Below are 23,952 nucleotides of genomic sequence, written 5' to 3' on the forward strand. Positions count from 1 at the left end.
CTCGCGATAGCGGTAAATCAGTCGACATCCATTTTGAATGTCAGTCCGTCATCGCGAGCAGGCTCGCTCCTACAGGGATCTGTGTTGGGTTCAGATCCCGGTTCCGGCCTCCACCATTCAGCGTTGTTCGATTGGCACGAACTTGCGCTGTTCGACGCCGGTGTACTCGGCGCTCGGGCGGATGATGCGGTTGTTGGCGCGTTGTTCGAACACGTGCGCCGCCCAGCCGGTCAGGCGCGAGCAGACGAAAATCGGTGTGAACAACTTGGTCGGGATACCCATGAAGTGGTACGCCGAGGCATGGTAGAAGTCCGCGTTCGGGAACAGTTTCTTCTGCTCCCACATGGTCTTGTCGATGGCTTCGGAGACCGGGAACAGCACCTTGTCGCCCACTTCGTCGGCGAGTTTTTTCGACCAGCCCTTGATCACTTCGTTACGTGGATCGCTGTCCTTATAGATCGCGTGGCCAAAGCCCATGATCTTGTCCTTGCGCTCGAGCATGCCGAGGGTGCCCTTGATCGCCTCTTCCGGCGACGAGAAGCGCTCGATCATTTCCATCGCCGCTTCGTTGGCGCCACCGTGCAGCGGACCGCGCAGCGAGCCGATGGCCGCGGTGACGCAGGAGAACAGGTCGGACAGGGTCGAGGCGCAAACACGGGCGGTGAAGGTCGATGCGTTGAATTCGTGCTCCGCGTAGAGGATCAGCGAAACGTTCATCACCTTGACGTGCAGCTCGCTCGGCTTCTTGCCGTGCAGCAGGTGCAGGAAGTGGCCACCGATGGACTGCTCGTCGCTCACGCAATCGATGCGCTTGCCTTCGTGGCTGAAGCGATACCAGTAGGTCATGATCGCCGGGAAGGCGGCCAGCAGACGGTCGGTCTTGTCGTGTTGCTCGGAGAAATTGTGCTCCGGCTCCAGGTTACCCAGGAACGAGCAACCAGTGCGCATCACATCCATCGGATGGGCATCGGCAGGGATGCGTTCCAGCACTTCTTTCAGCGCTTGCGGCAGGTCGCGCAGCTTGCTCAGTTTGGCGACGTAAGCTGCCAGTTGCGCCTTGCTCGGCAGTTCGCCGTACAGCAGCAGGTAAGCGACTTCTTCAAATTGTGCATCAGCCGCCAGTTCGCGAACGTCGTAGCCGCGATAGGTCAGGCCTGCACCCGCCTGGCCCACGGTGGACAGTGCGGTTTGTCCGGCAACCTGGCCACGGAGCCCGGCGCCACTGAGTACTTTTGCTTCGGCCATTGCTGTCTCCAGTCTTCTTGAATTTGTCAGAGATTTTTTGCCTGTCTATCTGTCTCCTGTAGGAGCGAGCTTGCTCGCGATGGTGGACGCTTCACCGCGAGGCATCAGGCTCCCCGCGTCATCGTTGAAGTCCATCGCGAGCATGCTCGCTCCTACAGGAATCAGTGCAGTCCCAGATTTACAGGTACAGGGTGTTCATTACTTCTTAGCGGCAAACAACGCATCGAGCTTCTGCTCGAAGGTGTGGTAGTCGATGCGATCGTAAAGCTCCATGCGAGTCTGCATGGTGTCGATGACGTTCTGTTGCGTGCCGTCGCGGCGGATCGCGGTGTAGACGTTTTCCGCGGCCTTGTTCATGGCACGGAAAGCCGACAGCGGGTACAGCACCAGCGACACGTCGGCACCCGCCAGCTGCTCGGTGGTATACAGCGGCGTCGCGCCGAATTCGGTGATGTTGGCCAGGATCGGCGCTTTCACGCGGCTGGCGAACAGCTTGTACATTTCCAGTTCGGTGATGGCTTCCGGGAACACCATGTCGGCACCAGCCTCGATGCAGGCGGCAGCGCGATCCAGGGCGGACTCCAGACCTTCCACCGCCAGGGCGTCGGTACGGGCCATGATCACGAAGCTGTCATCGGTACGGGCATCGACGGCGGCCTTGATGCGGTCGACCATTTCCTGCTGCGAAACGATTTCCTTATTAGGACGGTGACCGCAACGCTTGGCGCCGACCTGGTCTTCGATGTGAATCGCCGCTGCGCCGAACTTGATCATCGACTTGACGGTACGGGCGACGTTGAACGCCGAGGAACCGAAACCGGTGTCCACGTCCACCAGCAGCGGCAGATCGCACACGTCAGTGATGCGACGCACGTCGGTCAGCACGTCATCCAGGCCGGTGATGCCCAGATCCGGCACACCGAGGGAACCGGCCGCCACCCCGCCACCAGACAGGTAAATGGCCTTGAAACCGGCACGCTTGGCCAGCAGTGCGTGGTTGGCGTTGATCGCGCCGACCACTTGCAATGGATGCTCGCTGGCGACCGCATCGCGGAAACGCTGGCCTGGAGTGCTCTTGTTGGAACTCATGACTCACCTCGTTTGGCTGTCGGGTTGGCGCCGTCCTGGTAATGACGGGCGATGTTGCGTTTGGAAGCGCCGATGTGACGACGCATCAACAACTCGGCCAGTTCACCGTCACGGTCGGCGATGGCATCGAGAATTCGGTGGTGTTCGGCAAAGGCCTGGTGCGGGCGATTGGGCGTGGTAGAAAACTGGATGCGGTACATGCGCACCAATTGATACAGCTCGCCGCAGAGCATTTGCGTCAGGGTGCGGTTACCGCTGCCCTGGATGATTCGGTAGTGGAAGTCGAAATCGCCTTCCTGCTGGTAATAACCCCGGCCGGCCTGGAATGCCTCGTCGCGCTCGTGGGTTTCGAGGACGCGGCGCAGTTCATCGATTTCTTCGACGCTCATGCGCTCGGCCGCCAGGCGACAAGCCATGCCTTCGAGGGATTCGCGAATTTCGTAGAGTTCCAGCAGCTCGGCGTGATTGAGCGATACCACTCGTGCACCGACGTGCGGAACGCGCACCAGCAGGCGCTGACCTTCCAGGCGGTGGATCGCCTCGCGCAGCGGCCCGCGGCTGATGCCATAGGTACGGGCCAGCTCCGGCTCGGAAATTTTACTGCCCGGCGCGATATCGCCTTTGACGATAGCCGCCTGAATGCGACGGAAGACGTTCTCGGAGAGCGTTTCCGAATCGTCTGAAGCAGAAACCGGGGGATCGAGTTGATCCAGCATATTGTCGACACCTTGAAAGCTGATGCGGCAAAAACTAACGAATTAGCACCTCGCAGTCAAAGGATAAATGGAAATTGTCGACAATCGTCTAATAACCTCTCGCACCATAACGAAGCAGTCCATCGATTTTCAGGCGCCGCTCAGCGCTGGCGCCTTAAAACCACCGTGCTAGAATGCCGCCCGCATTTGTTTGTCACATCTGCACTGTCTGTCATAAATAGCTGATAGGCATACGAGGAGCTTGCGCAGCAATGCCAGGGTCTTGAATCGAAATACGGACCGCTGCGCACCAGGATTTATGAGACTCAAGCCCTTCCCCGCCTTCCTTTATGTGCTATGCCTGCCTGGGTTTGCAGTCGCGGGGGAAAAGACTGTGTATGGCCTCAATGAGTACGCATCGCTGGGCGGCATCGACCTGGAAGTGGCGGCCAAGCTCGATACCGGGGCCAAGACCGCTTCCCTGAGTGCCCGCGACATCAAGCGCTTCAAACGCAATGGCGAATCCTGGGTCCGTTTTTACCTGGCGATCGACGCTGCCCATTCGCACCCGATCGAACGACCGCTGGCCCGCGTCAGCAAGATCAAGCGCCGCGCCGGCGACTACGACCCGGAAGAAGGCAAGAAGTACACAGCCCGTCCGGTGATCGAGCTGGATATCTGCATGGGCTCGGCCCTGCGCAGCATAGAAGTGAACCTGACCGACCGCAGCGCGTTCCAATACCCGCTCCTGATCGGCTCCGAAGCCCTGAAACGCTTCGATGCGCTGGTCGACCCCAGTCTTAAATACGCTGCCGGCAAACCCGCCTGCGCCACCGACGCTCATACCGCAGAGTAATTCCAATGCGCTCTCTTACCCTTCATCTGAAACTGCTGATCGCCATCCTGGTGGTGCTGGGCATTTCAGTCACGGCCTACCAGATCTTCGTGCTGGGCATTCCCATGACCGAAGACGCCACCGACGACTTGTGGAACATCGACGCCAAGGTCGAGTTCGTCGCCAGTGCCAAGGACCCGGTCAAGATCCAGATGTTCGTGCCACCGCTGAGCCGCGATTACGTCAGCCTCAATGAAAGCTTCATCTCCAATAACTACGGGGTGGCGGTCAACCGGGTCGATGGCAACCGCAAGGTCACCTGGTCGGCACGTCGGGCCAAGGGCAACCAGACCCTTTACTACCGCCTGGTACTGACCAAGCGCTACAGCGCCGAAAAAACCAAGATCAAGGGCCCGACTTTCCGCGACAGCATTGCCGTCGAAGGCCCGGAAAAAATTGCCGCCGAAGCCCTGCTCGCGCCGATTCGCCAACACTCGGCCGACGTCGAGACCTTCGTCGGCGAAGCGATCAAACGTGTCAACAATGTCAACGACGACAACGTGAAGCTGCTGTTGGCGGGTGATCCATCCACCTCGCAGAAAGCCCGGATCGTCGAACTGGTGCTGTCCATCGCCCACGTGCCGGTGGAAAAAGTCCACACCATTCGCCTGGTCGCCGATCAGCCGCAAACCCCGGAACTGTGGTTGCGCAGCTTCAACGGCACCGACTGGCTGTACTTCAACCCGGAGACCGGCGAACAGGGCCTGCCGACCGACCGCCTGCTGTGGTGGACCGGCGATGAGAACCTGATCACCGTCGATGGCGGCAAGAAAGCCACCGTCACCTTCAGCATGAACAACAGCGAAATGAACGCCATTCGCCTGGCCAAGCTGACCGACGAAAACACCGACGCCAATTTCCTCGAATATTCGCTGTACGGCTTGCCGCTGCAGACCCAGCAGACCTTCATGATCATGGTGATGATCCCGATTGGCGTGCTGGTGATCCTGATCCTGCGCAACCTGGTCGGCCTGCAGACCCTCGGCACCTTCACTCCGGTGCTGATCGCCCTGGCCTTCCGCGAAACCCAGTTGGGCTTCGGCATCGTGCTGTTCACCATCATCACGGCCCTGGGGCTGTCGCTGCGCTCCTACCTTGAGCACCTGAAACTGCAAATGCTGCCAAGGCTGTCAGTGGTGTTGACGTTCGTGGTGGTGTTGATCGCCGCCATCAGCCTGCTCAGCCACAAACTTGGCCTGGAGCGCGGGTTGTCGGTGGCGCTGTTCCCGATGGTGATCCTGACCATGACCATCGAACGCCTGTCGATCACCTGGGAAGAGCGCGGCGCCAGCCATGCCATGAAAGTGGCGATCGGCACCCTGTTCGCCGCGTCCCTGGCACACCTGATCATGACCGTGCCGGAGCTGGTGTACTTCGTCTTCACCTTCCCGGCGATCCTGCTGATCATGGTGGGCTTCATGCTGGCCATGGGTCGCTATCGCGGCTACCGCCTGACCGAACTGGTGCGCTTCAAGGCTTTCCTGAAAAAGGCTGACGCTTGATGTTTGGCTTCTGGAAGACCTGGAAGGCCCTGGAAGCCCGGGGCATCATGGGCATCAATCGGCGCAACGCGGACTATGTGCTCAAGTACAACAAGCGCAGCCTGTACCCGATTGTCGATGACAAGATCATCACCAAGGAGCGCGCCATCGCCGCCGGCATCCATGTGCCGGAGCTGTACGGGATCATCTCCACCGAGAAGGAAATCGATAACCTCGACGAGATCATCGGCGGGCGCAACGACTTCGTGATCAAGCCGGCCCAGGGCGCGGGCGGTGACGGCATTATCGTGATTGCCGACCGCTTCGAAGGGCGCTATCGCACGGTGTCGGGCAAGATCATCGCCCACGAAGAGCTCGAACATCACATCTCCAGCATCCTGACCGGCCTCTATTCGCTGGGCGGGCACCGCGACCGGGCACTGATCGAATACCGCGTGACCCCCGACCAGATCTTCAAGAGCATCAGCTACGAAGGCGTGCCCGACATCCGCATCATCGTGCTGATGGGCTACCCGGTGATGGCCATGCTGCGTCTGCCGACCCGTCAGTCCGGCGGCAAGGCCAACCTGCACCAGGGCGCCATCGGCGTCGGCGTCGACCTCGCCACCGGCCTGACCCTGCGCGGCACCTGGCTGAACAACATCATCGCCAAACACCCGGACACCACCAACGCGGTGGACGGCGTGCAACTGCCCTACTGGGACGGTTTCATGAAGCTCGCCGCCGGCTGCTACGAGCTGTGTGGTTTGGGTTACATCGGTGTCGACATGGTGCTCGACCAGGACAAAGGTCCGCTGATCCTCGAACTCAATGCCCGGCCGGGCCTGAACATCCAGATCGCCAATGACTGCGGCCTGACCTTGCGTACCCACGCGGTAGAGGCACGGATTGAAGAAATGAAGGCCCGTGGCGTGACGGAAACCGTCGAAGAGCGGGTGGCGTTCGTGCAGGAGATGTTTGGGCATATTCCGCCGGTCGAGGGTTGATCCAAGACCGCGCTGCCCCTTTCGCGGGCAAGCCACGCTCCCACAGGTTTTGTGTCGCTCACACCTCCAACGGACGACTTGAAACCTGTGGGAGCGGGCTTGCCCGCGAAGGCTGCTGCCCAGGCACTGCATCCCCCAAACCTGCCTCCAATCTGCCAATCCCCGACATCCCCCTAGGAGCAATTCCCCCAGGGGACTACAATCGCCACCCCGCCTCGATGGCTGATCCAACCCGCCCATGCTGACCTGTTCCGTACACCCGCTGCCCTATCGCGCCAACCCCGCCGACTACTTTGCGGCCATCCGCCATGCCCCCGGCGCCGTGCTGCTCGACAGCGGCCGCCCTGCCGCCGAACGAGGAAGGTTCGACCTGCTCAGCGCCTGGCCGCTGGCTGAACTGGCGGTCGCGCCTGACGAAAGCGGTGGCGATTTCCTGCAACGCCTGCGGGATAACCTGACACGTCTGGGCGAAGCCACCCTGCCAGCAACCTGCGAACTGCCATTCGCCGGCGGCCTGATCGGTTACCTGAGCTACGACTTCGGGCGCCATCTGGAGCATCTGCCCAGCCACGCCCTGGATGATCTGCAATTGCCGGACGCGCGCTTCGGCCTGTACGACTGGGCGCTGATCAGCGATCACCATCAGGCTACCAGCCAGTTGGTGTTTCACCCGACCCTGGCCGACAGCGAACGTCAGCGCCTGATCCAGCTGTTCAGGCAGCCAGCCGTCGACGCGTTCGAGCCCTTCAAACTTCAAGCGCCGATGAATGCCGACCTGAGCGCCGAGCAGTACCGGCAGGCGATCGAGCGTATCCAGCAATACATTCAGGCCGGCGACTGCTACCAGGTCAACTTCGCCCAACGCTTCCGCGCGCCCTGTGACGGTGATCCCTGGGCCGCATATTGCGCGCTGCGCCTGGCCTGCCCGACGCCGTTTTCCGGCTTCCAGAGCCTGCCTGATGGCGGCGCCGTGCTGAGTCTGTCGCCGGAACGCTTCGTCAAAGTCAGCGAGCGTCACGTGGAAACCCGTCCGATCAAAGGCACCCGTCCCCGCGGCCAGACCGCCAGCGAAGATGCGGCGAACGCCGCAGAACTGCTGGCCAGCCCCAAGGATCGCGCGGAGAACCTGATGATCGTCGACCTGCTGCGCAACGACCTCGGCCGCACCTGTCGTACCGGCTCGGTCCGGGTCCCGGAATTGTTCAGCCTGGAAAGCTACCCCAACGTGCATCACCTGGTGAGCAGCGTGACCGGCGAACTGGCGGATGATCGGGATGCACTGGACCTGATCGCCGGCAGTTTCCCCGGCGGCTCGATCACCGGCGCACCGAAGATTCGCGCGATGCAGATCATCGACGAGCTGGAACCGACCCGACGTGGGTTGTATTGCGGCTCATTGTTGTACCTGGACGTGCGCGGCGAGATGGACAGCTCCATCGCCATACGCAGCTTGCTGGTCAAGGATGGGCAGGTGTGTTGCTGGGGCGGTGGCGGGATTGTGGCCGATTCCGAGTGGCAGGCGGAGTATCAGGAGTCGATTACCAAGGTGAAGGTGCTGCTCGATACCCTGCAAAACCTGTAGGAGCGAGCTTGCTCGCGATGGTCGTCAACGATAACGCTGGAAACCTGACACCCAGCGGCGTTCTCTGGTTCATCGCGAGCAAGCTCGCTCCTACAACGATTGGGTTTACAGGCTCAGGGTGCGGTTCGAAGCCTTGATGAACTCCTGCTTCAGCTCCTCAAACGTATGCACCGCCGGGAACTGCGGGAATTCACGGATCACGTTATCCGGCGCATGGAACAGAATCCCCGCATCCGCCTCGCCCAGCATGGTGGTGTCGTTGTAGGAATCCCCTGCGGCAATCACCCGGTAGTACAGGCTCTTGAACGCCAGGACCGACTGACGCTTCGGATCTTTCTGACGCAACTGATAGCCGGTCACCCGCCCGCTATCGTCCGTAATCAGGCGATGGCAGAGCAACGTCGGGAAGCCCAGCTGACGCATCAGCGGTTGGGAGAATTCGTAGAAGGTGTCCGACAGAATCACCACCTGGAAGCGCTCGCGCAGCCAGTTGACGAACTCGATGGCGCCGTCCAGCGGCTTGAGCGTGGCGATCACTTCCTGGATATCGGCGAGCTTCAGCCCATGCTCATCGAGAATCCGCAGGCGCTGCTTCATCAATACGTCGTAATCGGGGATGTCTCGGGTGGTGGCCCTGAGGGACTCGATTCCGGTTTTTTCAGCGAAGGCGATCCAGATTTCCGGGACCAGCACACCTTCAAGATCCAGGCAGGCAATTTCCACAAGACACTCCCATTTGTATTGTTTATTGAGTCGAGCGAGCCCGAACTCTAGCGACTCATGCCCCACCGCGCAACGCAGAGGACGCCCCGGCCGGCGCAGCTTTTTGTTACCATCAGCCCCATATAGAGCGCCCAGCGCCACCGACCTGTAGGAAGCCGCCCTGATGAGCCCAACGTTCGACGTCGTGGAACTCGCCACGACCTATGCCAACAAATCCGCCCAGGACATCCTGAAACTCGCGTTTGCCGAGTTCGGCGATGACTTGTGGATATCTTTCAGCGGCGCCGAGGATGTGGTGCTGGTGGACATGGCCTGGAAGCTGAACAAGAACGTCAAGGTGTTCAGCCTCGACACCGGCCGCCTGCACCCCGAGACCTATCGCTTCATCGATCAGGTGCGCGAGCACTACAAGATCGACATCGAACTGGTGTCGCCGGACTACACGAAACTCGAACCTTTCGTGAAGGAAAAAGGCCTGTTCAGCTTCTACAAGGACGGCCATGGCGAATGCTGCGGGATCCGCAAGATCGAGCCGCTGCGTCGCAAGCTCGCCGGCGTGAAGGCCTGGGCCACCGGCCAGCGCCGGGACCAGAGCCCGGGCACTCGCAGCGCCGTGGCGGTGATGGAAATCGACTCCGCGTTTTCCACCCCGGAACGCACCCTGTACAAGTTCAACCCGCTGGCGCAGATGACCAGCGAAGAGATCTGGGGTTACATCCGCATGCTCGAACTGCCGTACAACAGCCTGCATGAACGCGGTTTCATCAGCATCGGCTGCGAACCCTGCACTCGCCCGGTACTGCCGAACCAGCACGAACGCGAAGGTCGCTGGTGGTGGGAAGAAGCGACGCAGAAAGAGTGCGGCCTGCATGCGGGGAATATCATCAGCAAGGCCTAGCACTGATATCCCCCTGTAGGAGCGAGCCTGCTCGCGATGGTCGTCAACGATAACGCTGGATACCTGATACCCCGCGGCGTTCTCAGGTTCATCGCGAGCAGGCTCGCTCCCACAGGTTTGATCGATCCACCCTGTAAAATGTGTACACACGAATGTCACCATCGGTGCCATTTATGTGTGCACTTTTAGTTTCTACGACCCAAAAAGTTACATTCCCGCACTTGCCCCCCTCCGCCGCCCCCTTCCGAATCCCCTGCCCAAAAATAAATAGCTGCTCGATCGGTCAGCTTATATCCCCCGATTTTCAGTGCCTTGCCCTCCCTTGATAACAAAACGAAATCAGCCGCTCATTGCATAGATTCCCGTGCTGGCATGCTTCTGGCTTAAGTGCATACATGTTTTGTATACAATCACCTCAAAACATAAAAACACTTTAGATCCGCAAGCCTGAAGCGCCCTATCCCGTACAGGCTGCAGATGCCCCGTAACCAATGATATTCGCCACCTGCGACGAAGATTGCCGAGCCCAACGCTCATGCACAGTCATCGCGGCACCGAACATCAGGAGCCTGCCGGAATGCGTACAAGCCTCTCCAATAACAACATTGCGCTGGATCTGCCCTCCTCCCACTCCACCCACCGGGATCAAACACAGCCATGCCCCGTGGTGCTCAGCCCTCGCCTGCACAATAAAGACCTGGCGCCGACCAAGGTCGAAGGCCGGCGTTGGGGCAAATACAGCATCTTCGCCCTGTGGACCAACGACGTTCACAACATCGCCAACTACTCGTTCGCCATCGGCCTGTACGCCCTGGGCCTGGGCGGCTGGCAGATTCTGCTGTCGCTGGGCATCGGCGCGGCGCTGGTGTACTGCTTCATGAACCTGTCCGGGTACATGGGGCAGAAAACCGGCGTGCCGTTTCCGGTGATCAGCCGGATCAGTTTCGGTATCCACGGTGCGCAGATTCCTGCATTGATTCGCGCCGTGATCGCCATTGCCTGGTTCGGGATTCAGACGTACCTGGCCTCGGTGGTGTTTCGCGTGCTGTTGACGGCGGTCCACCCCGGATTCGCCGAATACGACCACGACTCGATCCTCGGCCTGTCGACCCTGGGCTGGGTGTGCTTCGTGGCGATCTGGTTCGTGCAGCTGGCGATTCTGGCCTACGGCATGGAGATGGTGCGGCGCTACGAGGCGTTTGCCGGACCGGTGATTCTGCTGACCGTCGCCGCGCTCGCCGCCTGGATGTACTTCCAGGCCAACGCCACCATCGCCTGGTCGATCCGCGAACCGCTGACCGGCGGCGAGATGTGGCGCAACATCTTCGCCGGCGGCGCCTTGTGGCTGGCGATCTACGGCACGCTGATCCTCAATTTCTGCGACTTCGCCCGCTCCTCACCGTGCCGCAAGACGATCAAGATCGGAAATTTCTGGGGCCTGCCGGTCAACATTCTGGTGTTCGCGGCGATCACCGTCCTGTTGTGCGGAGCGCAGTTCCAGATCGATGGCCGAATCATTGAAAGCCCGACCGAGATCATCGCCTCCATCCCCAACACCCTCTTCCTGGTGCTCGGTTGCCTGGCGTTCCTGATCGTCACCGTGGCGGTCAACATCATGGCCAACTTCGTCGCCCCGGCATTCGTGCTGAGCAACCTGGCGCCCAAATACCTGACCTTCCGCCGCGCCGGCCTCATCAGCGCCACCATCGCCGTGCTGATCCTGCCGTGGAACCTCTACAACAGCCCGCTGGTGATCGTGTACTTCCTCTCGGGCCTCGGCGCCCTGCTCGGCCCGCTGTATGGCGTGATCATGGTCGACTACTGGCTGGTGCGAAAAGGTCAGGTGAACGTGCCGCAGTTGTACAGCGAAGACCCGAACGGCGCTTATTACTACAGCCGTGGCGTCAATTTGCGCGCCGTAGCGGCGTTCATTCCTGCAGCCCTGATCGCCATCGTCCTGGCGCTGGTGCCGGGCTTCCACCTGGTGTCGCCGTTCTCCTGGCTGATCGGCGCCGGCATCGCCGGGATGCTCTACCTGATCATCGCCAAACGCCAACCCCACTACGCCGACGTCAGCGGTGAAGCCATCGCCGTCGACAACGTCAGCCACTGACTCCATCGCGGCCCGGCAGCGTCGGGCCGCAGACCCACTCTTTTATAAGCATCCCGTTTTAAGGACTTCCCATGCGAATTCTCGTGGTCAACGTCAACACCACCGAATCCATCACCCAGGCCATCGCCCGCTCGGCGCAGGCCGTTGCTTCACCGGGCACAGAAATCGTCGGCCTGACGCCGCACTTCGGCGCCGACTCCGTCGAAGGCAATTTCGAAAGTTATCTGGCAGCCATCGCGGTCATGGACCGGGTGATGTCCTACGACCAGCCCTTCGATGCCGTGATCCAGGCCGGTTACGGCGAACACGGCCGCGAAGGCCTGCAGGAGCTGCTCAATGTGCCGGTGGTCGACATCACCGACGCGGCGGCGAGCACCGCCATGTACCTCGGCCACGCCTATTCGGTGGTCACCACCCTCGACCGCACCGTGCCGCTGATCGAGGACCGCCTGAAACTGTCCGGGCTCTGGGATCGCTGCGCCTCGGTGCGGGCCAGTGGCCTTGCGGTACTGGAACTCGAACACGAACCGCAACGTGCCCTCGAGGCCATCGTGCATCAGGCCGAACTGGCGGTGACTCAGGACAAGGCGGAAGTGATTTGCCTGGGCTGCGGCGGCATGGCCGGGCTGGACGAGCAAATTCGCCAGCGCACCGGCGTACCCGTGGTGGATGGGGTGACGGCGGCTGTGACCATTGCCGAATCGCTGGTGCGCCTGGGGCTGTCGACCTCGAAGGTGCGGACCTACGCCACACCGCGGCCGAAGCGCATCATTGGCTGGGCGGAGCGGTTTTCCCGGTAAACCGCGTTAACGTTCATCGCGAGCAGGCTCGCTCCCACATTTGAAATGCGTTCCCCTGTGGGAGCGAGCCTGCTCGCGATGGCAGCACCCTGGTCTCAAGCCTGCCTCAAATAGCACTGAACCGACGCCCCAACCCCTGCCCGGCAAACTGCTCGATGATGAAATCGACAAACGCCCGGGTCTTGCCCGGCAGCAGCTTGTGCTCGGCGTAATAGATGGAAATGTTGCCATCGTCGACGTACCAGTCCGGCAACACCCGCTGCAACGTCCCTGCCTCCAGAAAACCCACGGCGAACGGCATGCTCACCAGCGCAATGCCCAGGCCCTGTGCCGCCGTGACGCAAGCCGCTTGCGAATCGCTCATGGTCATCCGCGCTTTCAGGATCAACGGGCTATGTTGCAGGCTGCGACTGGTCAATTGCCAGGAACGCACGCGGCCGGTCTGCGGCGAGCGAATGAGGATCCCATCGTGATGTTTGAGGTCGTCGGGTTCGACAATGGCTGGTCGCGCTGCCAGATAGTCCGGTGAAGCCACCAGTACCCGGTGGGCCGGTGTCAGCTTGCGCGCCACCACTCCCTGGGGCAGCTCGAATCCACCGCCAATCGCGGCGTCGAAGCCCTGCCCGATCAGGTCAACTTGGCGGTTATCGAAATGCCAGTCCGGATTGATCGCCGGAAAACGCCGCAGGAATTCCCCGAGCAGCGGCACGATGTACAAACTTCCAAACACCGTACCCACGCTGACCTTCAGCGTCCCCGCCGGCTGGCCTTCGGCGCTGGCGAGATTGGCCACGGCATTCTGGATCGTATGCAGACTTTCACTGACCTCACTCAGAAACCGCTGGCCGGCCTCCGTCAGCGTCAGGCTCCGGGTACTGCGCTGGAACAGCCGCACACCTAGTCGCGCCTCCAGTTTTGCCACACTTTTACCCACTGCCGCCGGGGTCAGGCTGAGGCGACGGGCAGCCTCGGCGAAGCTGCCGACTTCGGCGCTGCGGACAAAGCATTCGATACTGCTGAAGGTTTCCATGGCGCACCACTATAAACTTCTGGTTTACACAGACTATCGCAATTACCGTCTACACAGCCTGTAATCGGAAATTGATACTAGGCTCCATCAACCGGGACATATCGCCTCGGGACTTTGGAGATCGTTATGACTACTCAGAACCTCAGCGGCAAAGTGGCATTGATTCAAGGTGGTTCCCGCGGCATCGGCGCTGCCATCGTCAAACGCCTCGCTGCTGAAGGCGCGACAGTCGCCTTTACCTACGTCAGTTCCGCAGCCAAGGCTGAAGAACTGCAGGACAGCATTACTGCCAACGGTGGCAAAGCCCTGGCAATCAAGGCGGACAGCGCCGATGCCGAGGCGATCCGCCGGGCCGTGAGCGCGACAGTAGAGACTTTTGGTCGGCTGGATATCCTGGTCAACAACGCCGGCGTGCTGGCGGTGGCGCCACTGGAAGAATTCAAACTCGAGGATTTCGACCAGACCCTGGCGATCAACATCCGCAGCGTCTTCATCGCCACCCAGGCGGCGGCCAAACACATGACCGAAGGCGGTCGCATCATCAACATCGGCAGCACCAACGCCGATCGCATGCCCTTCGCCGGTGGCGGCCCGTACGCCATGAGCAAGTCGGCGCTGGTGGGCCTGACCAAGGGCCTGTCCCGCGACCTCGGCCCCAAAGGCATCACCGTCAACAACGTGCAACCGGGCCCGGTCGATACCGACATGAACCCGGCCAGCGGCGACTTCGCAGACAGCCTGATCCCGCTGATGGCCGTGGGGCGCTACGGCAAGGTCGAAGAGATCGCCAGTTTCGTGGCCTACCTCGCCGGTCCCGAGGCTGGTTACATCACGGGTGCGAGCCTGACCATCGACGGTGGTTTTGGCGCCTGATACCGGTCAGCCAAATACAATCCCCTGTGGGAGCGAGCCTACTCGCGATGAGGGAGTGTCAGCCAGCATTTCTGGTGCCTGACACACCGCTATCGCGAGCAGGCTCGCTCCCACATTTGGATTGGCGTCATGCCCACTCAAGCGCCGGCAAACCAAACGCACTCGGCATGAACGCCTTCAACGTACGAAGAATGCCATCGGCATGTGCGTATTTTTCGTCATCCATCGCCGCATCGGGAATCGCGATCGCCGTCATCCCCGCCGCCTTCGCCGCCGTAACACCGAACGGCGAATCCTCGAACACCAGACAATCCTTCGGCTCGACACCCAGGCGTCGCGCCGCGGTCAGGAAGATATCCGGCGCCGGTTTGGCTGCGCCAACTTCCGGATCGTCAGCGGTGACGATGGTGTCGAACAGGGCGAACCAGTCCCGATGCAAAGTAGTTTTCTGGCCAAACGAATGGCTCGACGAACTGGTGCCGACCGCGATGGGGATGTTGTTGGCCTTCAGATGTCGTACCAATTGCTGCGCGCCGGGCATCGCTTGAGCTGTAGGAAAGCGCTCGCGCATCAGGGGTTCGCGGATCACCAGAAACTCTTCGGCGCTGATCGGCAACTCCAGCGCCTCGACCACGTAACGCGCCAGGTCACCGGCACCACGACCGATGATGTGCTGCTTGAGGCTCCAGTCGAAAGTGCGCCCATAGCGCCCGGCGATGATCGACGTGACTTCCGTGTAAATGCCCTCGGTGTCCAGCAGCAAGCCGTCCATATCGAAAATCACGGCCTTGATCGGGCCGAACTCATCCAGCGCTGCATTCATCGCATCTGATCCGTTTTCAATGACATCCCAGGCGGCTCGGATGCGGCCGGCTCGATGGCGGATTAAAGGATTCAGCAGCATAGCGAGCGTGGCGGACATTGGGCAACGGTCACGGTGCACGACGTTCCTTTCAATGGTCAGGGGTCGCCTCGACATCAGTGCGCTTGACGTCTTCGTCGGGCACTCGTTCGATATCCTCGCTCTCATCTGGCGGGCGTTGATCGCGACTCAAAGGATCAGTCGGTGAAGGCAGGGGATATTCGGGGGTTTCGTCTATGTCGGATTGTTTCGGATCAACATTCATTGAACACCTCTCAAGGAGCCTGAAAAGCAGGCCCTGAAATTTCGAGGCTCAAGCGATGTGCGTGTTCGATCCGGCAGACAATCGGTCGATCACGCCCAATTGTCGTCATCGTCCTCGTTGTCTTCTTCAAATTCGATGTTACCCACGTCACCCGCATCATCCGAATCGTTGAGCGGCACAGTGGCATCGTCCATCAAGGAACCCGGATCTTCATTGCCCGGATCGTTGATGAATGGCAGACCGTTCGAGCCGTTCTCTTCTCTGCCTTCGGTTTCCGGGGTCATGACAAGTCTCCCGTTTTCATGGGTGTATGACATTCGAGGGGTACGGCGATCAAACGTTCCGGCGCCCATCGGCAGAAACGAAAAACCCGGCGCCTGGCCGGGTTTGTCTGTTGGGTGAAGCCTGATCAGTGATGTTTGTTGCGATGCTTGTTCTTGTGCTTGTGGCCACCGGAATGGGAACTGTCGTGGTCACTGCCAAGATTATTGCCAACCGCACCACCCGCCGCGCCACCCAGGCCAGCCCCGATGGTTGAACCGGTAGAACCGCCAAGGCTATTACCGATCACCGAACCGCCCGCAGAGCCCAGGCCGCCGCCGATTGCCGCCTCGGTGCGACTGCCTTTTTTGGCACCGACCGCACTGCCCGCAGCGCCGCCGACACCGGCACCGATCGCGGCACCGGTACTGCCACCGACCTGCCCACCCACTACGTTACCCAGTGCGCCGCCAAGACCGCCGCCTACCGCAGCGGTGCCATCACCGGCCGCCATGGCCAGCGGTGCAAGCAACAGCCCAAAAACCAGGGCCGGTAGCGCAGAACGTAGAGCCCGATGGTTGTCAGCTTTATTACCTTGGGTATTCGCTGTCATGGTGTGCCTCGATTCTTCAAGGGATTTAATGATTGGAGGCGCAATGTGCGAAAACGTTCGATGAAGCGGATCGATCAACCCGTGATGGCACGATCCGCCGACAGCTTGCCCGCACCTTCAACCAGGACCGCGATGCTGCCACCCAGCAGAGCCAGGGCGAACTCGTAGCCGTTGTTGGCCATGAACAGACCGTTGCTGATGTGAACGGAGAAGATCGCTACCAGCGAAAGGAAGGTCAGGCCCAGCGCCGCAGGGCGAACCAGCAGGCCAATGATCAGTGCCAGACCGGCGAAGAATTCGGTCCCGCCCGCCAGCGTCGCCATCAGGTAGCCCGGCGTCAGACCCAGGCTTTCCATGTATTGCGCGGTCCCGGCCAGGCCGTAGCCACCGAATGCCCCGAAGAGCTTCTGCGAACCGTGGGCCGCGAAAATGATGCCGACGAAAACTCGCAGAACGGTCAGGCCGTAGCCAGCGCGGGTGAAGAGAACCTTGTTGACCAGTGTGCTCATGCTTGTAACTTCCTTTGTGAGTGCTTGTTGGTTGGGCGCCATATTAATCGGTAAACATCATAGTTAAAGCGCAAAAAACCGCTATAACACTTCAATTTATTCGATCATTTCCGTAGGGCGACCTTCTGCCCCTGGGGCTCCAACGACTCCCGTTCACGATCGAACGCCAGGTAGTACTTGTTCACGCTATTAACATAGCTGACAGGTCCCATCCCCACTTGCTCCATGGCGATGCGCTCGACCTGGAAGAACCACTGATTGGGATTCAGGCCCCGCCGCCGTGCTTCGGCGCGCATGCCCTGGACCCGCTCCGGACCGATGTTGTAGGCCGCCAGCACAAACGCCATTCGCTCACGCTCGTTGAGCTTGGGGCTGGCGAAGAACTTGCGGCGGATCATCGCCAGGTACTTGGCCCCCGCCTGCACATTGCCGTCGAGATCCTGAATATTGCTGACCCCGACCCGCTCAGCCGCGGACGGCGTGATCTGCATCAAACCGGTAGGTGCGCCACCGCTGCGGGCCTTGGGTTGCAAGGCGGATTCCTTGAACGCCAGCGCCGCCAGGTTCAGCCAGTCCATGCCCTGGGCCTCGGCATGTTTCTGCAATACCGGCCGCAGTTTTTCCAGGCGCTGGCGGTCGGCCTTGGCCAACGGATAGTGCACTTGATAAAGGCGGCGATAGATGCGCAGGAACGCGGCGTCCTGGTCCGACGGTTTCTTGTAGCCGCTGAGGAAGCGATCGATGCTGGCGCGCAACATCGATGCGTCACGGCGTACGAACCAGTATTCCTCGCCCGGCTCGCTGATCAGTACCTGCCGGTCGATACGCAGTTTGGGCAGGATCTTGCCCCAGCGCTCGGCAATCGGTTGCTCGACGATGGTCAGGTGAAAGATCCCGCCCTGGACCATCTCCAGCACATCCTCGACCGCCAGGCTGGGGTCGACCCACTCGATCGTGACGGGCGGCAGTTTGTGCAGGGCGAGTTTCTGGTTGATCTGGCTGACAGCATCCCCTGCGGCACTGCCGGTGGGCAGCGCCAGGGTTTTGCCCGACAGCTGTTCAAGGCGGGTATAGCGGCGTTCACCCTTGATGCCCACCAGCACCAATGGAATGTCGCGGGCAATCGGCTCGCTGGTGCTGACAGCGTAACCGGCCTGCAAATCGAGCAATTCACCAGGGGCTACAAGGTCGCCCTCCCCGCGTTGCAAGGCGCCCAGCAGTTGGTCCTTGGCCTTGGGAATGATCTTGAGGGTGACTTCCTGACCGTCGCGGGCATGGCCGTTAAGGTATTGCTCGAAAGCACGCAAGCGGTGGTATTCGACGCCGATGGACTGTCCCTGGACTTCGCCGGAGCTGTTGCGGCTCTGGTTGACCAGCACCCGCAGCACGCGACTGCTGCGGATGTCCGTCAGGTCGCGGACCTTGGTCGCCGGTACGGCTTGCAGCGGCCCGGGCAGCCGCGCAACCGCCGACATCGGCAGTAGCAGCGAACAGCACAGCAGTAGCAAAACCGAGGGACGAATCATCCACTCTCCGGCAAGAGTTCGGGTCGTTTACATGAAATGTTCATGCAACCACATTGAAGAAATCGTGCGCATTGACCACAGGCAAGGTACGCAGACAAAGTGCGAAAGACTGGCACAATGATGGCACTCTGACCATCCTGTTCTGCGCAAGGCTCAGGGGCACGGCTTGAAAGACAGCGATAACTGCTTGTAGTTCTTGGTTTTTCTTATAAATCTACAGCTCTGATATGCTTTGCGGCCTTGAGTCCGAGGTAGCACCATGCAACTCATCGATATCGGCGTCAACCTGACCAACTCCAGTTTTGACGACAAGCACCGGGCGGTACTTGACCGTGCCTACGCTGCCGGTGTCTGCCAATTGGTGTTGACCGGCACCAGCGTCGAGGGCAGCGAGCAGGCACTGGAGCTGTGTCGGCAACTGGACGAAAGCGCGCAACGCCTGTTCGCCACCGCCGGTATCCACCCCCACTGCGCCAGCGACTGGAATGCAGAAAGTGGCCGCCAGCTGCGCAGCCTGCTCAAGGAAGCCAACGTAGTGGCCGTGGGTGAATGCGGCCTGGATTTCAACCGCGATTTCTCACCGCGCCCGCAGCAGGAAAAAGTCCTCGAAGAACACCTGGCGCTGGCGGTCGAGTTGCAGATGCCGGTGTTTCTGCACGAACGCGATGCCAGTCAGCGTCTGCTGGAGATCCTGCGCGACTACCGCGATCAGTTGCCCGCAGCGGTCGTGCACTGCTTCACCGGGGAAAAAAAGGCACTGTTCAGCTACCTCGACATGGACCTGCACATCGGCATTACCGGCTGGATCTGCGATGAACGCCGGGGCACTCATCTGCATCCCCTGGTGAAGGAAATCAAGCGCGGGCGCCTGATGCTCGAAAGCGATGCACCTTACCTGCTGCCGCGCAGCTTGCGCCCCAAGCCGAAAAACGGTCGAAACGAGCCTGCCTATCTGACGGAAGTATTGCGGGAAGTGGCGTTGCATCGGGGGGAGACTCTGGAAGATCTCGCCGCACATACCACTGCCTGTGCCCGAGAGTTTTACGACTTGCCCACTATCTCCGTGTAAACACACTCCCCCTGTAGGAGCGAGCCTGCTCGCGATGGCGGTGTGTCAGGCAACATCGATCTGTCTGAATGACCGCTATCGCGAGCAGGCTCGCTCCTACAGGGGAATGCGGTGCGTGTTGACCCACATCAAGATTCGACGCACTGACTAGCGGCACAATAATGGCACCTTGCCAAAACTGTTTCCGCTATCAGAGAAGACCTCCATGGGTGCCTGGCTTAGCAATATCTCGCTGAAATACAAATTCTGGGCGGTGAATGCCGTCGCCTTCGTCACCACTCTGCTGCTGGTGCTGTACGCCGTGCATCTTGAACAGCACGCCCGCAACCATGCTGCCCAGGTTTCCGCCCAGGCCCAGGCCCGCTTGCTCGGTAACTGGCCCGCCGGGCAACCACTGCCAAAAGCCGACAACGTGCTGACATTCAATCGCGGGCAAGCTCCCATGCTTGACGGCCAACCCCGGCCGGAGCTGGGCAACGCCAATGGCTGGGTCGAGATAAACGCCGTCCCCCTGTTTGGTGAATCCCTGTTGCTGGGCGCCCAGGTATTCCCACGGGCGGACGGCCAGCAAGTTGCCGTGGTTGCCCAGGGCGTGAGCCTGAGCGAGGTGTTCGACCAGCGCATTGCCCATTACGCAGTCGCCGTGTTCATCCTGATGCTGGCGATGCTCGGCGCCTCGCAGTTGTTGATCCGCTTCCTGCTCACCCAGCTCAATACCTTGAAAGACGTGATGCTCCACGTCGAACGGACCGGTGACCTGTCGGCCCGGGTACCGCTGGCGTGCAGCGACGAGGTCGGACAAATGGCCAATGCCTTCAACGCCATGCAGGCCGGTTATCAGCGAGTGGTCAACACCGTGGCCATCACCGCCCGCCAACTGGATGACGGCGCCGCGCGGCTGGCGTCGAGCATGAACGAAGTACGCCACGGCATGCTGGGCCAGCAGAGCGAAACCGATCAAGCCGCCACGGCGATCAATGAAATGACCGCCACCGTCCACCATATCGCCCAACACGCCGGCGCCACCCGTGATCTCTCGCAATCGGCCGACACCCTGGCCGGCAGCGGGCAAGCCGTGGTCATGCGCGTGCAGCAGTCGATTGCCGGGTTGTCCACCGGCGTGCAGCAAACCGCCGAGATGATTCAGCGTCTGGCCGAAGACAGCCAGAAGATCAACGGCGTGGTCAACGTGATCCACAGCATCGCCGAGCAGACCAACCTGCTGGCCCTGAACGCCGCGATCGAAGCGGCCCGGGCGGGTGAAATGGGGCGCGGTTTTGCGGTGGTTGCCGATGAGGTACGCAACCTGGCCAAGCGTGTGCAGACCTCCACGGATGAAATCACCGTGATGGTTTCGGCATTGCAGGCGGGAACCCGCGATGCCGTGGATTTCATGCAGGAGAGCTCGTTCAAGGCCGATGACTGTGTGCAACAGGCACAGGAAGCCGGGGCGGCGCTGGAGCAAATCACCGGGGCGGTGGCGCAGATGCGCGAAAGCAATACGCAGATCGCGGTGGCGGCCGAACAGCAGAGCCATGTGGCGGAGGAAATGAACCGGGCGGTGGTCAGCATCCGCGACGTGACCGAAAACACGGTGCAGCAGACGGTCGGTTCGGCGACTACCAGTCATGAACTGGCGGAGCTGGCCGGGCAATTGAGCAAGGCGATAGGTCAACTCAAGCTTTGAGGGCCCCATCGCGGGCAAGCCCGCTCCCACAGGGAATAGTGATCAACCTGTGGGAGCGGGCTTGCCCGCGATGGCGTCATCAAGGTCAACATCAATAATGGCCATTACCCCTATCACACCAATAGCCAACCTTGATTCGCCCCGTGCATTAGCCAGGCCTATCCTTCAAGCATGTGTTCAACATGGACTTGAGGATCAGCATCATGGGCAAACGTCACCCCAACCTTCCCTCCTGGCAATGGCGTGCCTACCCGAACAATCATCAGCACCCGACCAATCTGGTGTTGCACCTGATTGCCGTACCGCTGTTCATCGTGGCGTTTCTGCTGATTGTTTCCGGAGTGTTCGGCCTGAACCTGGCGAATTTCGCCATCGGCGTCATCGGCGTGTTCGCGGCACTGGGTTTGCAGCGTCACGGTCACAGCCTGGAAGCGCAAGCCTCCGAGCCGTTCAGTGATCGCAAGGATGCGGTATCGCGTTTGCTGGTCGAGCAGTTCCTGACCTTTCCACGGTTTTTCCTCAGTGGTGGCTGGTGGCGCGCCTGGCGTGAGCGCCACCGCCGTCACTGATCAGGTAGCTATTGGTCACGCAAAAACGGTCACCGTCTGCCGGCTCATGGCGATCAACCGTCCCTGCGGGTCCCACAATTTCGCCGCCGCGTGGCCATAGCCATCGGCGGCGTGTTCGGTTTCGACAAGGTATTTGCACCAGTAGAGCGTGCTCAGGTCCAGCAGCGGCTGAACGAATTCGATAGTCCAGGTCAGGGTGCTTCCCATGGCCGGCTTCTTCAGAAACGGCATGACCGCCGGTGGCCAGGCATCCACCAGTGCCAGAATGTGCGCTTCGCTCACCGCCTCTTCCTTCACATCGCCACGCAAGCGCACCCAACCGCCCATATGCCGCGAGGTATTGCCGGAGAACGGCAGGCCACCCACGCTCCAACGCATCGCCAGATGTCGCATGAACTCCGGAATAACGCCTTCGATGAAGGGTAGTTCCTGACAGTCGTCCCAATGCTTCATGTCCGGGGCCGGTTCGGCCTGTACCGCGACCTCCGACGGCCGCGACGCGCCGAAGCTGCCTTGGATCAGGGTCACTACCTGCCCTTTCTGCATCGCCCGACCCAGAATCTGGCTGACGGCCTTGCCCTCGCGCAGAACATCGACCTCAAAGCTGACCGGCACCTCCGGCTCGACCGGTCCGACGAAGGTAATTGCCAGCGACCGCACAGGACGATCCGCCGGCACTTTCGCGCGCATGGCTTCGTATTGCAGCGCGGCCACCAGGCCACCGAAGCTGGCGCGCCCTTGCGCCCATCCCGCCGGGATAGACAGTTCCAGCGGCTGGCGGCGGACAGCGTCGAGCAGATCGGAAAAGCGCATGAAAACCTCGGGGGGCATAAAAAGAATGGGGGGATCTTAACCAGCAAGCGAAGGCTGTACAGCGCCTATTCCGGCCAAATTGACCGGCAGATGAGCCGCACAGTCTTTATGTAGGAGCTGCCGTAGGCTGCGATCTTTTGATTTTGCTTTTCAAGAACAAGATCAAAAGATCGCAGCCTGCGGCAGCTCCTACAGTTGATTGTGGAGATTCAGGAGTTGAAGCAGGCCCTGTCGAGTTTTTCCAGGACCCGGTCGGCGCGCTGTTCAGCCTCGGCCATGTTGGTTTTCCAGGTGGCAACGCAGGGCTGCAGATCCGCCTCCTGCTCGGCCCTGGCCAGCCATTGCAAACAATCATGCCAATCGCCCAGTGCGCTCTGGGCTGACTTCAATCTGGGCATCGCCGCCCTCGGCAGGCGGTCCAGCTCGGGATAGGCTTCGATGCCATAGCGCACACGCTTGATCAACAGGCGCAGGCGATGACGGTCATGGGCGGGATCGTGCAGGGCCTGGTCGAGTTTTTTCCACTGCTTGCCCAGGCGCTTGCTGATGCGCTTGCCCAGCCCCTTGAGCAATCCCTGTCGCTGGGCCGCGCGTAAAAAGCGTGGAAAAGCGTCGAGGATCATCAGCAACTGCCCAAGCTCGGTGCTCGTCGCCACCGCTGGATAAGCCTCGGCCATCTGCGCCATTCGCCATTGGGCGGCTTGCGGTTGGCCGTGTTCAAGCAGCCAGGCAGCCAGCACCTCGCGATCGCGCAATGGCGTGGTCAGGTCGCCGACTCCGGACGCAGCCGCTTCCAGCTGCTCGACACCGGGCAAACCGCGCAATGGTCGCAACAGGCTGCGTAATCGCCGAACCGTGGTGCGCAGGTCGTGCAGGGCTTCGGGGTCAGTACGGGCACTCAAGCGCGCCTGACAGGCCAACACCCGAACTTCAACACCCAGGACATGCGCTACCAATCGGTTAATCATGGGGAGCTACTCCATCAACAGCTGCAAGCCAGAAGTTCGAATGCCGGACGGCCAGACTTGTAGCTTAGAGCTTGCAGGCGCTTTTAGCCTTTAGCGCCCTGCACGCGACTCGCGAATATAGAAACGCGCCTTCTCGGCTTTGTGGGTGCAGCCCTCGAAGCCTTCGAATTGCTGTTGAGTCTTGGCCGCGGTCAGCAGCGACAGGGCCTTGGAGTAGCTGACGGTCCCGGCAAAACCCTCGGCCTTGGCCAGGTCCAGCTCATGCCAGGCGGCATCGAGGTTGCTACCGCAGCTGTCGCGATAGGCGGTTTTGCCGGCACAACCGGCCAGTGCCAGAGCAATCAATGGCACACAGATCCAGGCTTTCATCACTTACACC

General features: G+C 60.7%; 24 protein-coding genes. 11 read left to right on the forward strand and 13 right to left on the reverse strand.

Translation table 11 applies throughout. The features are described 5' to 3' along the window. Positions 1-117 precede the first annotated feature (117 nt). The 3 genes from prpC to ABTV29_RS22740 all read right to left on the reverse strand — a co-directional run bounded on the left by prpC (position 118) and on the right by ABTV29_RS22740 (position 3,050). Positions 118-1,245: a bifunctional 2-methylcitrate synthase/citrate synthase gene (gene prpC, locus ABTV29_RS22730; RefSeq protein ID WP_433766896.1), complete on the reverse strand. Its 1,128-nt coding sequence runs from the start codon at positions 1,243-1,245 to the stop codon at positions 118-120. A 198-nt stretch (positions 1,246-1,443) separates the two neighbouring features. Then, entirely contained in the window at positions 1,444-2,334 is an 891-nt protein-coding gene (gene prpB / locus ABTV29_RS22735; RefSeq protein WP_077045475.1) for a methylisocitrate lyase, read from the reverse strand. Further along, a complete protein-coding gene (locus ABTV29_RS22740) occupies positions 2,331-3,050 on the reverse strand; it encodes a GntR family transcriptional regulator (protein ID WP_433766897.1) in 720 nt (239 codons plus the stop codon). The genes prpB and ABTV29_RS22740 overlap by 4 nt, the downstream gene beginning before the upstream one ends. 298 nt (positions 3,051-3,348) lie before the next feature. Here ABTV29_RS22740 and ABTV29_RS22745 point away from each other — a divergent pair, with 298 nt between their 5' ends. The 4 genes from ABTV29_RS22745 (at position 3,349) to pabB (ending at position 7,994) form a co-directional block, all read left to right on the forward strand. Then, positions 3,349-3,885, forward strand: coding sequence for an ATP-dependent zinc protease family protein (locus tag ABTV29_RS22745; RefSeq protein WP_110967113.1), 537 nt, complete (start codon positions 3,349-3,351; stop codon positions 3,883-3,885). A 5-nt stretch (positions 3,886-3,890) separates the two neighbouring features. After that, entirely contained in the window at positions 3,891-5,426 is a 1,536-nt protein-coding gene (locus tag ABTV29_RS22750) for an inactive transglutaminase family protein (RefSeq protein WP_433766898.1), read from the forward strand. Then, entirely contained in the window at positions 5,426-6,412 is a 987-nt protein-coding gene (locus tag ABTV29_RS22755) for an alpha-L-glutamate ligase-like protein (protein ID WP_433766899.1), read from the forward strand. The genes ABTV29_RS22750 and ABTV29_RS22755 overlap by 1 nt, the downstream gene beginning before the upstream one ends. Before the next feature lie 238 nt (positions 6,413-6,650). After that, positions 6,651-7,994, forward strand: coding sequence for an aminodeoxychorismate synthase component I (pabB, locus tag ABTV29_RS22760; RefSeq protein WP_433766900.1), 1,344 nt, complete (start codon positions 6,651-6,653; stop codon positions 7,992-7,994). Positions 7,995-8,099: 105 nt separating this feature from the next. Here pabB and thrH read toward each other — a convergent pair whose 3' ends face one another. Further along, complete coding sequence (thrH, locus tag ABTV29_RS22765) at positions 8,100-8,717, reverse strand: bifunctional phosphoserine phosphatase/homoserine phosphotransferase ThrH (RefSeq protein WP_433766901.1); 618 nt, start codon at positions 8,715-8,717, stop codon at positions 8,100-8,102. Between the two features lie 163 nt (positions 8,718-8,880). On the opposite strand from thrH, the gene ABTV29_RS22770 reads away from it, so the two are divergent. The 3 genes from ABTV29_RS22770 to ABTV29_RS22780 all read left to right on the forward strand — a co-directional run bounded on the left by ABTV29_RS22770 (position 8,881) and on the right by ABTV29_RS22780 (position 12,528). Then, positions 8,881-9,615 (forward strand): phosphoadenylyl-sulfate reductase, encoded by a 735-nt coding sequence (locus ABTV29_RS22770; RefSeq protein ID WP_110967108.1) that lies wholly within the window; start codon positions 8,881-8,883, stop codon positions 9,613-9,615. Between the two features lie 577 nt (positions 9,616-10,192). Then, complete coding sequence (locus ABTV29_RS22775) at positions 10,193-11,728, forward strand: NCS1 family nucleobase:cation symporter-1 (protein WP_433766902.1); 1,536 nt, start codon at positions 10,193-10,195, stop codon at positions 11,726-11,728. 71 nt (positions 11,729-11,799) lie between these two features. Further along, positions 11,800-12,528 (forward strand): aspartate/glutamate racemase family protein, encoded by a 729-nt coding sequence (locus ABTV29_RS22780; RefSeq protein ID WP_433766903.1) that lies wholly within the window; start codon positions 11,800-11,802, stop codon positions 12,526-12,528. 106 nt (positions 12,529-12,634) lie between these two features. Here ABTV29_RS22780 and ABTV29_RS22785 read toward each other — a convergent pair whose 3' ends face one another. After that, positions 12,635-13,558, reverse strand: a complete 924-nt coding sequence (locus ABTV29_RS22785) for a LysR substrate-binding domain-containing protein (RefSeq protein ID WP_433766904.1) — start codon at positions 13,556-13,558, stop codon at positions 12,635-12,637. Between the two features lie 126 nt (positions 13,559-13,684). Here ABTV29_RS22785 and ABTV29_RS22790 point away from each other — a divergent pair, with 126 nt between their 5' ends. Continuing rightward, complete coding sequence (locus ABTV29_RS22790; protein ID WP_433766905.1) at positions 13,685-14,431, forward strand: 3-oxoacyl-ACP reductase family protein; 747 nt, start codon at positions 13,685-13,687, stop codon at positions 14,429-14,431. A 127-nt stretch (positions 14,432-14,558) separates the two neighbouring features. Here ABTV29_RS22790 and ABTV29_RS22795 read toward each other — a convergent pair whose 3' ends face one another. The 5 genes from ABTV29_RS22795 to ABTV29_RS22815 form a co-directional block, all read right to left on the reverse strand. Next, positions 14,559-15,254: an HAD-IA family hydrolase gene (locus ABTV29_RS22795; protein ID WP_433766906.1), complete on the reverse strand. Its 696-nt coding sequence runs from the start codon at positions 15,252-15,254 to the stop codon at positions 14,559-14,561. 393 nt (positions 15,255-15,647) lie between these two features. Then, positions 15,648-15,842, reverse strand: a complete 195-nt coding sequence (locus ABTV29_RS22800; RefSeq protein WP_433766907.1) for a hypothetical protein — start codon at positions 15,840-15,842, stop codon at positions 15,648-15,650. Between the two features lie 125 nt (positions 15,843-15,967). Continuing rightward, complete coding sequence (locus ABTV29_RS22805) at positions 15,968-16,432, reverse strand: glycine zipper domain-containing protein (RefSeq protein WP_433766908.1); 465 nt, start codon at positions 16,430-16,432, stop codon at positions 15,968-15,970. Between the two features lie 74 nt (positions 16,433-16,506). Further along, on the reverse strand, positions 16,507-16,941 hold the full coding sequence (locus tag ABTV29_RS22810; RefSeq protein WP_433766909.1) for a DoxX family protein: 435 nt from the start codon (positions 16,939-16,941) through the stop codon (positions 16,507-16,509). Between the two features lie 104 nt (positions 16,942-17,045). Next, a complete protein-coding gene (locus tag ABTV29_RS22815) occupies positions 17,046-18,467 on the reverse strand; it encodes a transglycosylase SLT domain-containing protein (protein ID WP_433766910.1) in 1,422 nt (473 codons plus the stop codon). A 259-nt stretch (positions 18,468-18,726) separates the two neighbouring features. Between ABTV29_RS22815 and ABTV29_RS22820 the strand changes: the two genes are divergently transcribed. The 3 genes from ABTV29_RS22820 (at position 18,727) to ABTV29_RS22830 (ending at position 21,792) form a co-directional block, all read left to right on the forward strand. After that, positions 18,727-19,536 carry a TatD family hydrolase gene (locus ABTV29_RS22820; RefSeq protein ID WP_433766911.1) on the forward strand — a complete coding sequence of 270 codons (810 nt, stop codon included), beginning with the start codon at positions 18,727-18,729 and terminating at the stop codon, positions 19,534-19,536. 205 nt (positions 19,537-19,741) lie between these two features. Next, a complete protein-coding gene (locus ABTV29_RS22825; protein WP_433766912.1) occupies positions 19,742-21,223 on the forward strand; it encodes a methyl-accepting chemotaxis protein in 1,482 nt (493 codons plus the stop codon). A gap of 203 nt (positions 21,224-21,426) precedes the next feature. After that, complete coding sequence (locus ABTV29_RS22830; RefSeq protein ID WP_433766913.1) at positions 21,427-21,792, forward strand: Mpo1-like protein; 366 nt, start codon at positions 21,427-21,429, stop codon at positions 21,790-21,792. 15 nt (positions 21,793-21,807) lie between these two features. Here ABTV29_RS22830 and ABTV29_RS22835 read toward each other — a convergent pair whose 3' ends face one another. From ABTV29_RS22835 to ABTV29_RS22845, 3 genes are all read right to left on the reverse strand, one after another. Next, on the reverse strand, positions 21,808-22,605 hold the full coding sequence (locus tag ABTV29_RS22835; RefSeq protein ID WP_433766914.1) for an acyl-CoA thioesterase: 798 nt from the start codon (positions 22,603-22,605) through the stop codon (positions 21,808-21,810). Between the two features lie 209 nt (positions 22,606-22,814). Next, positions 22,815-23,573, reverse strand: a complete 759-nt coding sequence (locus ABTV29_RS22840) for a CHAD domain-containing protein (protein WP_433766915.1) — start codon at positions 23,571-23,573, stop codon at positions 22,815-22,817. A gap of 90 nt (positions 23,574-23,663) precedes the next feature. Beyond that, positions 23,664-23,942, reverse strand: coding sequence for a hypothetical protein (locus ABTV29_RS22845; protein ID WP_104448937.1), 279 nt, complete (start codon positions 23,940-23,942; stop codon positions 23,664-23,666). Between the last annotated feature and the right edge of the window lie 10 nt (positions 23,943-23,952).

Origin of the sequence: Pseudomonas putida (genome assembly GCF_050989985.1) — a bacterium.
Taxonomy (GTDB): Bacteria; Pseudomonadota; Gammaproteobacteria; order Pseudomonadales; family Pseudomonadaceae; genus Aquipseudomonas; species Aquipseudomonas putida_AI.

Bases quoted from the DNA above. Each gene is read 5' to 3' on its own strand.
- prpC (WP_433766896.1), bottom strand. From the start codon at position 1,245: ATGGCCGAAGCAAAAGTACTCAGTGGCGCCGGGCTCCGTGGCCAGGTT.
- prpB (WP_077045475.1), bottom strand. From the start codon at position 2,334: ATGAGTTCCAACAAGAGCACTCCAGGCCAGCGTTTCCGCGATGCGGTC.
- ABTV29_RS22740 (WP_433766897.1), bottom strand. From the start codon at position 3,050: ATGCTGGATCAACTCGATCCCCCGGTTTCTGCTTCAGACGATTCGGAA.
- ABTV29_RS22745 (WP_110967113.1), top strand. From the start codon at position 3,349: ATGAGACTCAAGCCCTTCCCCGCCTTCCTTTATGTGCTATGCCTGCCT.
- ABTV29_RS22750 (WP_433766898.1), top strand. From the start codon at position 3,891: ATGCGCTCTCTTACCCTTCATCTGAAACTGCTGATCGCCATCCTGGTG.
- ABTV29_RS22755 (WP_433766899.1), top strand. From the start codon at position 5,426: ATGTTTGGCTTCTGGAAGACCTGGAAGGCCCTGGAAGCCCGGGGCATC.
- pabB (WP_433766900.1), top strand. From the start codon at position 6,651: ATGCTGACCTGTTCCGTACACCCGCTGCCCTATCGCGCCAACCCCGCC.
- ABTV29_RS22770 (WP_110967108.1), top strand. From the start codon at position 8,881: ATGAGCCCAACGTTCGACGTCGTGGAACTCGCCACGACCTATGCCAAC.
- ABTV29_RS22775 (WP_433766902.1), top strand. From the start codon at position 10,193: ATGCGTACAAGCCTCTCCAATAACAACATTGCGCTGGATCTGCCCTCC.
- ABTV29_RS22780 (WP_433766903.1), top strand. From the start codon at position 11,800: ATGCGAATTCTCGTGGTCAACGTCAACACCACCGAATCCATCACCCAG.
- ABTV29_RS22785 (WP_433766904.1), bottom strand. From the start codon at position 13,558: ATGGAAACCTTCAGCAGTATCGAATGCTTTGTCCGCAGCGCCGAAGTC.
- ABTV29_RS22790 (WP_433766905.1), top strand. From the start codon at position 13,685: ATGACTACTCAGAACCTCAGCGGCAAAGTGGCATTGATTCAAGGTGGT.
- ABTV29_RS22795 (WP_433766906.1), bottom strand. From the start codon at position 15,254: ATGAATGCAGCGCTGGATGAGTTCGGCCCGATCAAGGCCGTGATTTTC.
- ABTV29_RS22800 (WP_433766907.1), bottom strand. From the start codon at position 15,842: ATGACCCCGGAAACCGAAGGCAGAGAAGAGAACGGCTCGAACGGTCTG.
- ABTV29_RS22805 (WP_433766908.1), bottom strand. From the start codon at position 16,432: ATGACAGCGAATACCCAAGGTAATAAAGCTGACAACCATCGGGCTCTA.
- ABTV29_RS22810 (WP_433766909.1), bottom strand. From the start codon at position 16,941: ATGAGCACACTGGTCAACAAGGTTCTCTTCACCCGCGCTGGCTACGGC.
- ABTV29_RS22815 (WP_433766910.1), bottom strand. From the start codon at position 18,467: ATGATTCGTCCCTCGGTTTTGCTACTGCTGTGCTGTTCGCTGCTACTG.
- ABTV29_RS22820 (WP_433766911.1), top strand. From the start codon at position 18,727: ATGCAACTCATCGATATCGGCGTCAACCTGACCAACTCCAGTTTTGAC.
- ABTV29_RS22825 (WP_433766912.1), top strand. From the start codon at position 19,742: ATGGGTGCCTGGCTTAGCAATATCTCGCTGAAATACAAATTCTGGGCG.
- ABTV29_RS22830 (WP_433766913.1), top strand. From the start codon at position 21,427: ATGGGCAAACGTCACCCCAACCTTCCCTCCTGGCAATGGCGTGCCTAC.
- ABTV29_RS22835 (WP_433766914.1), bottom strand. From the start codon at position 22,605: ATGCGCTTTTCCGATCTGCTCGACGCTGTCCGCCGCCAGCCGCTGGAA.
- ABTV29_RS22840 (WP_433766915.1), bottom strand. From the start codon at position 23,573: ATGATTAACCGATTGGTAGCGCATGTCCTGGGTGTTGAAGTTCGGGTG.
- ABTV29_RS22845 (WP_104448937.1), bottom strand. From the start codon at position 23,942: ATGAAAGCCTGGATCTGTGTGCCATTGATTGCTCTGGCACTGGCCGGT.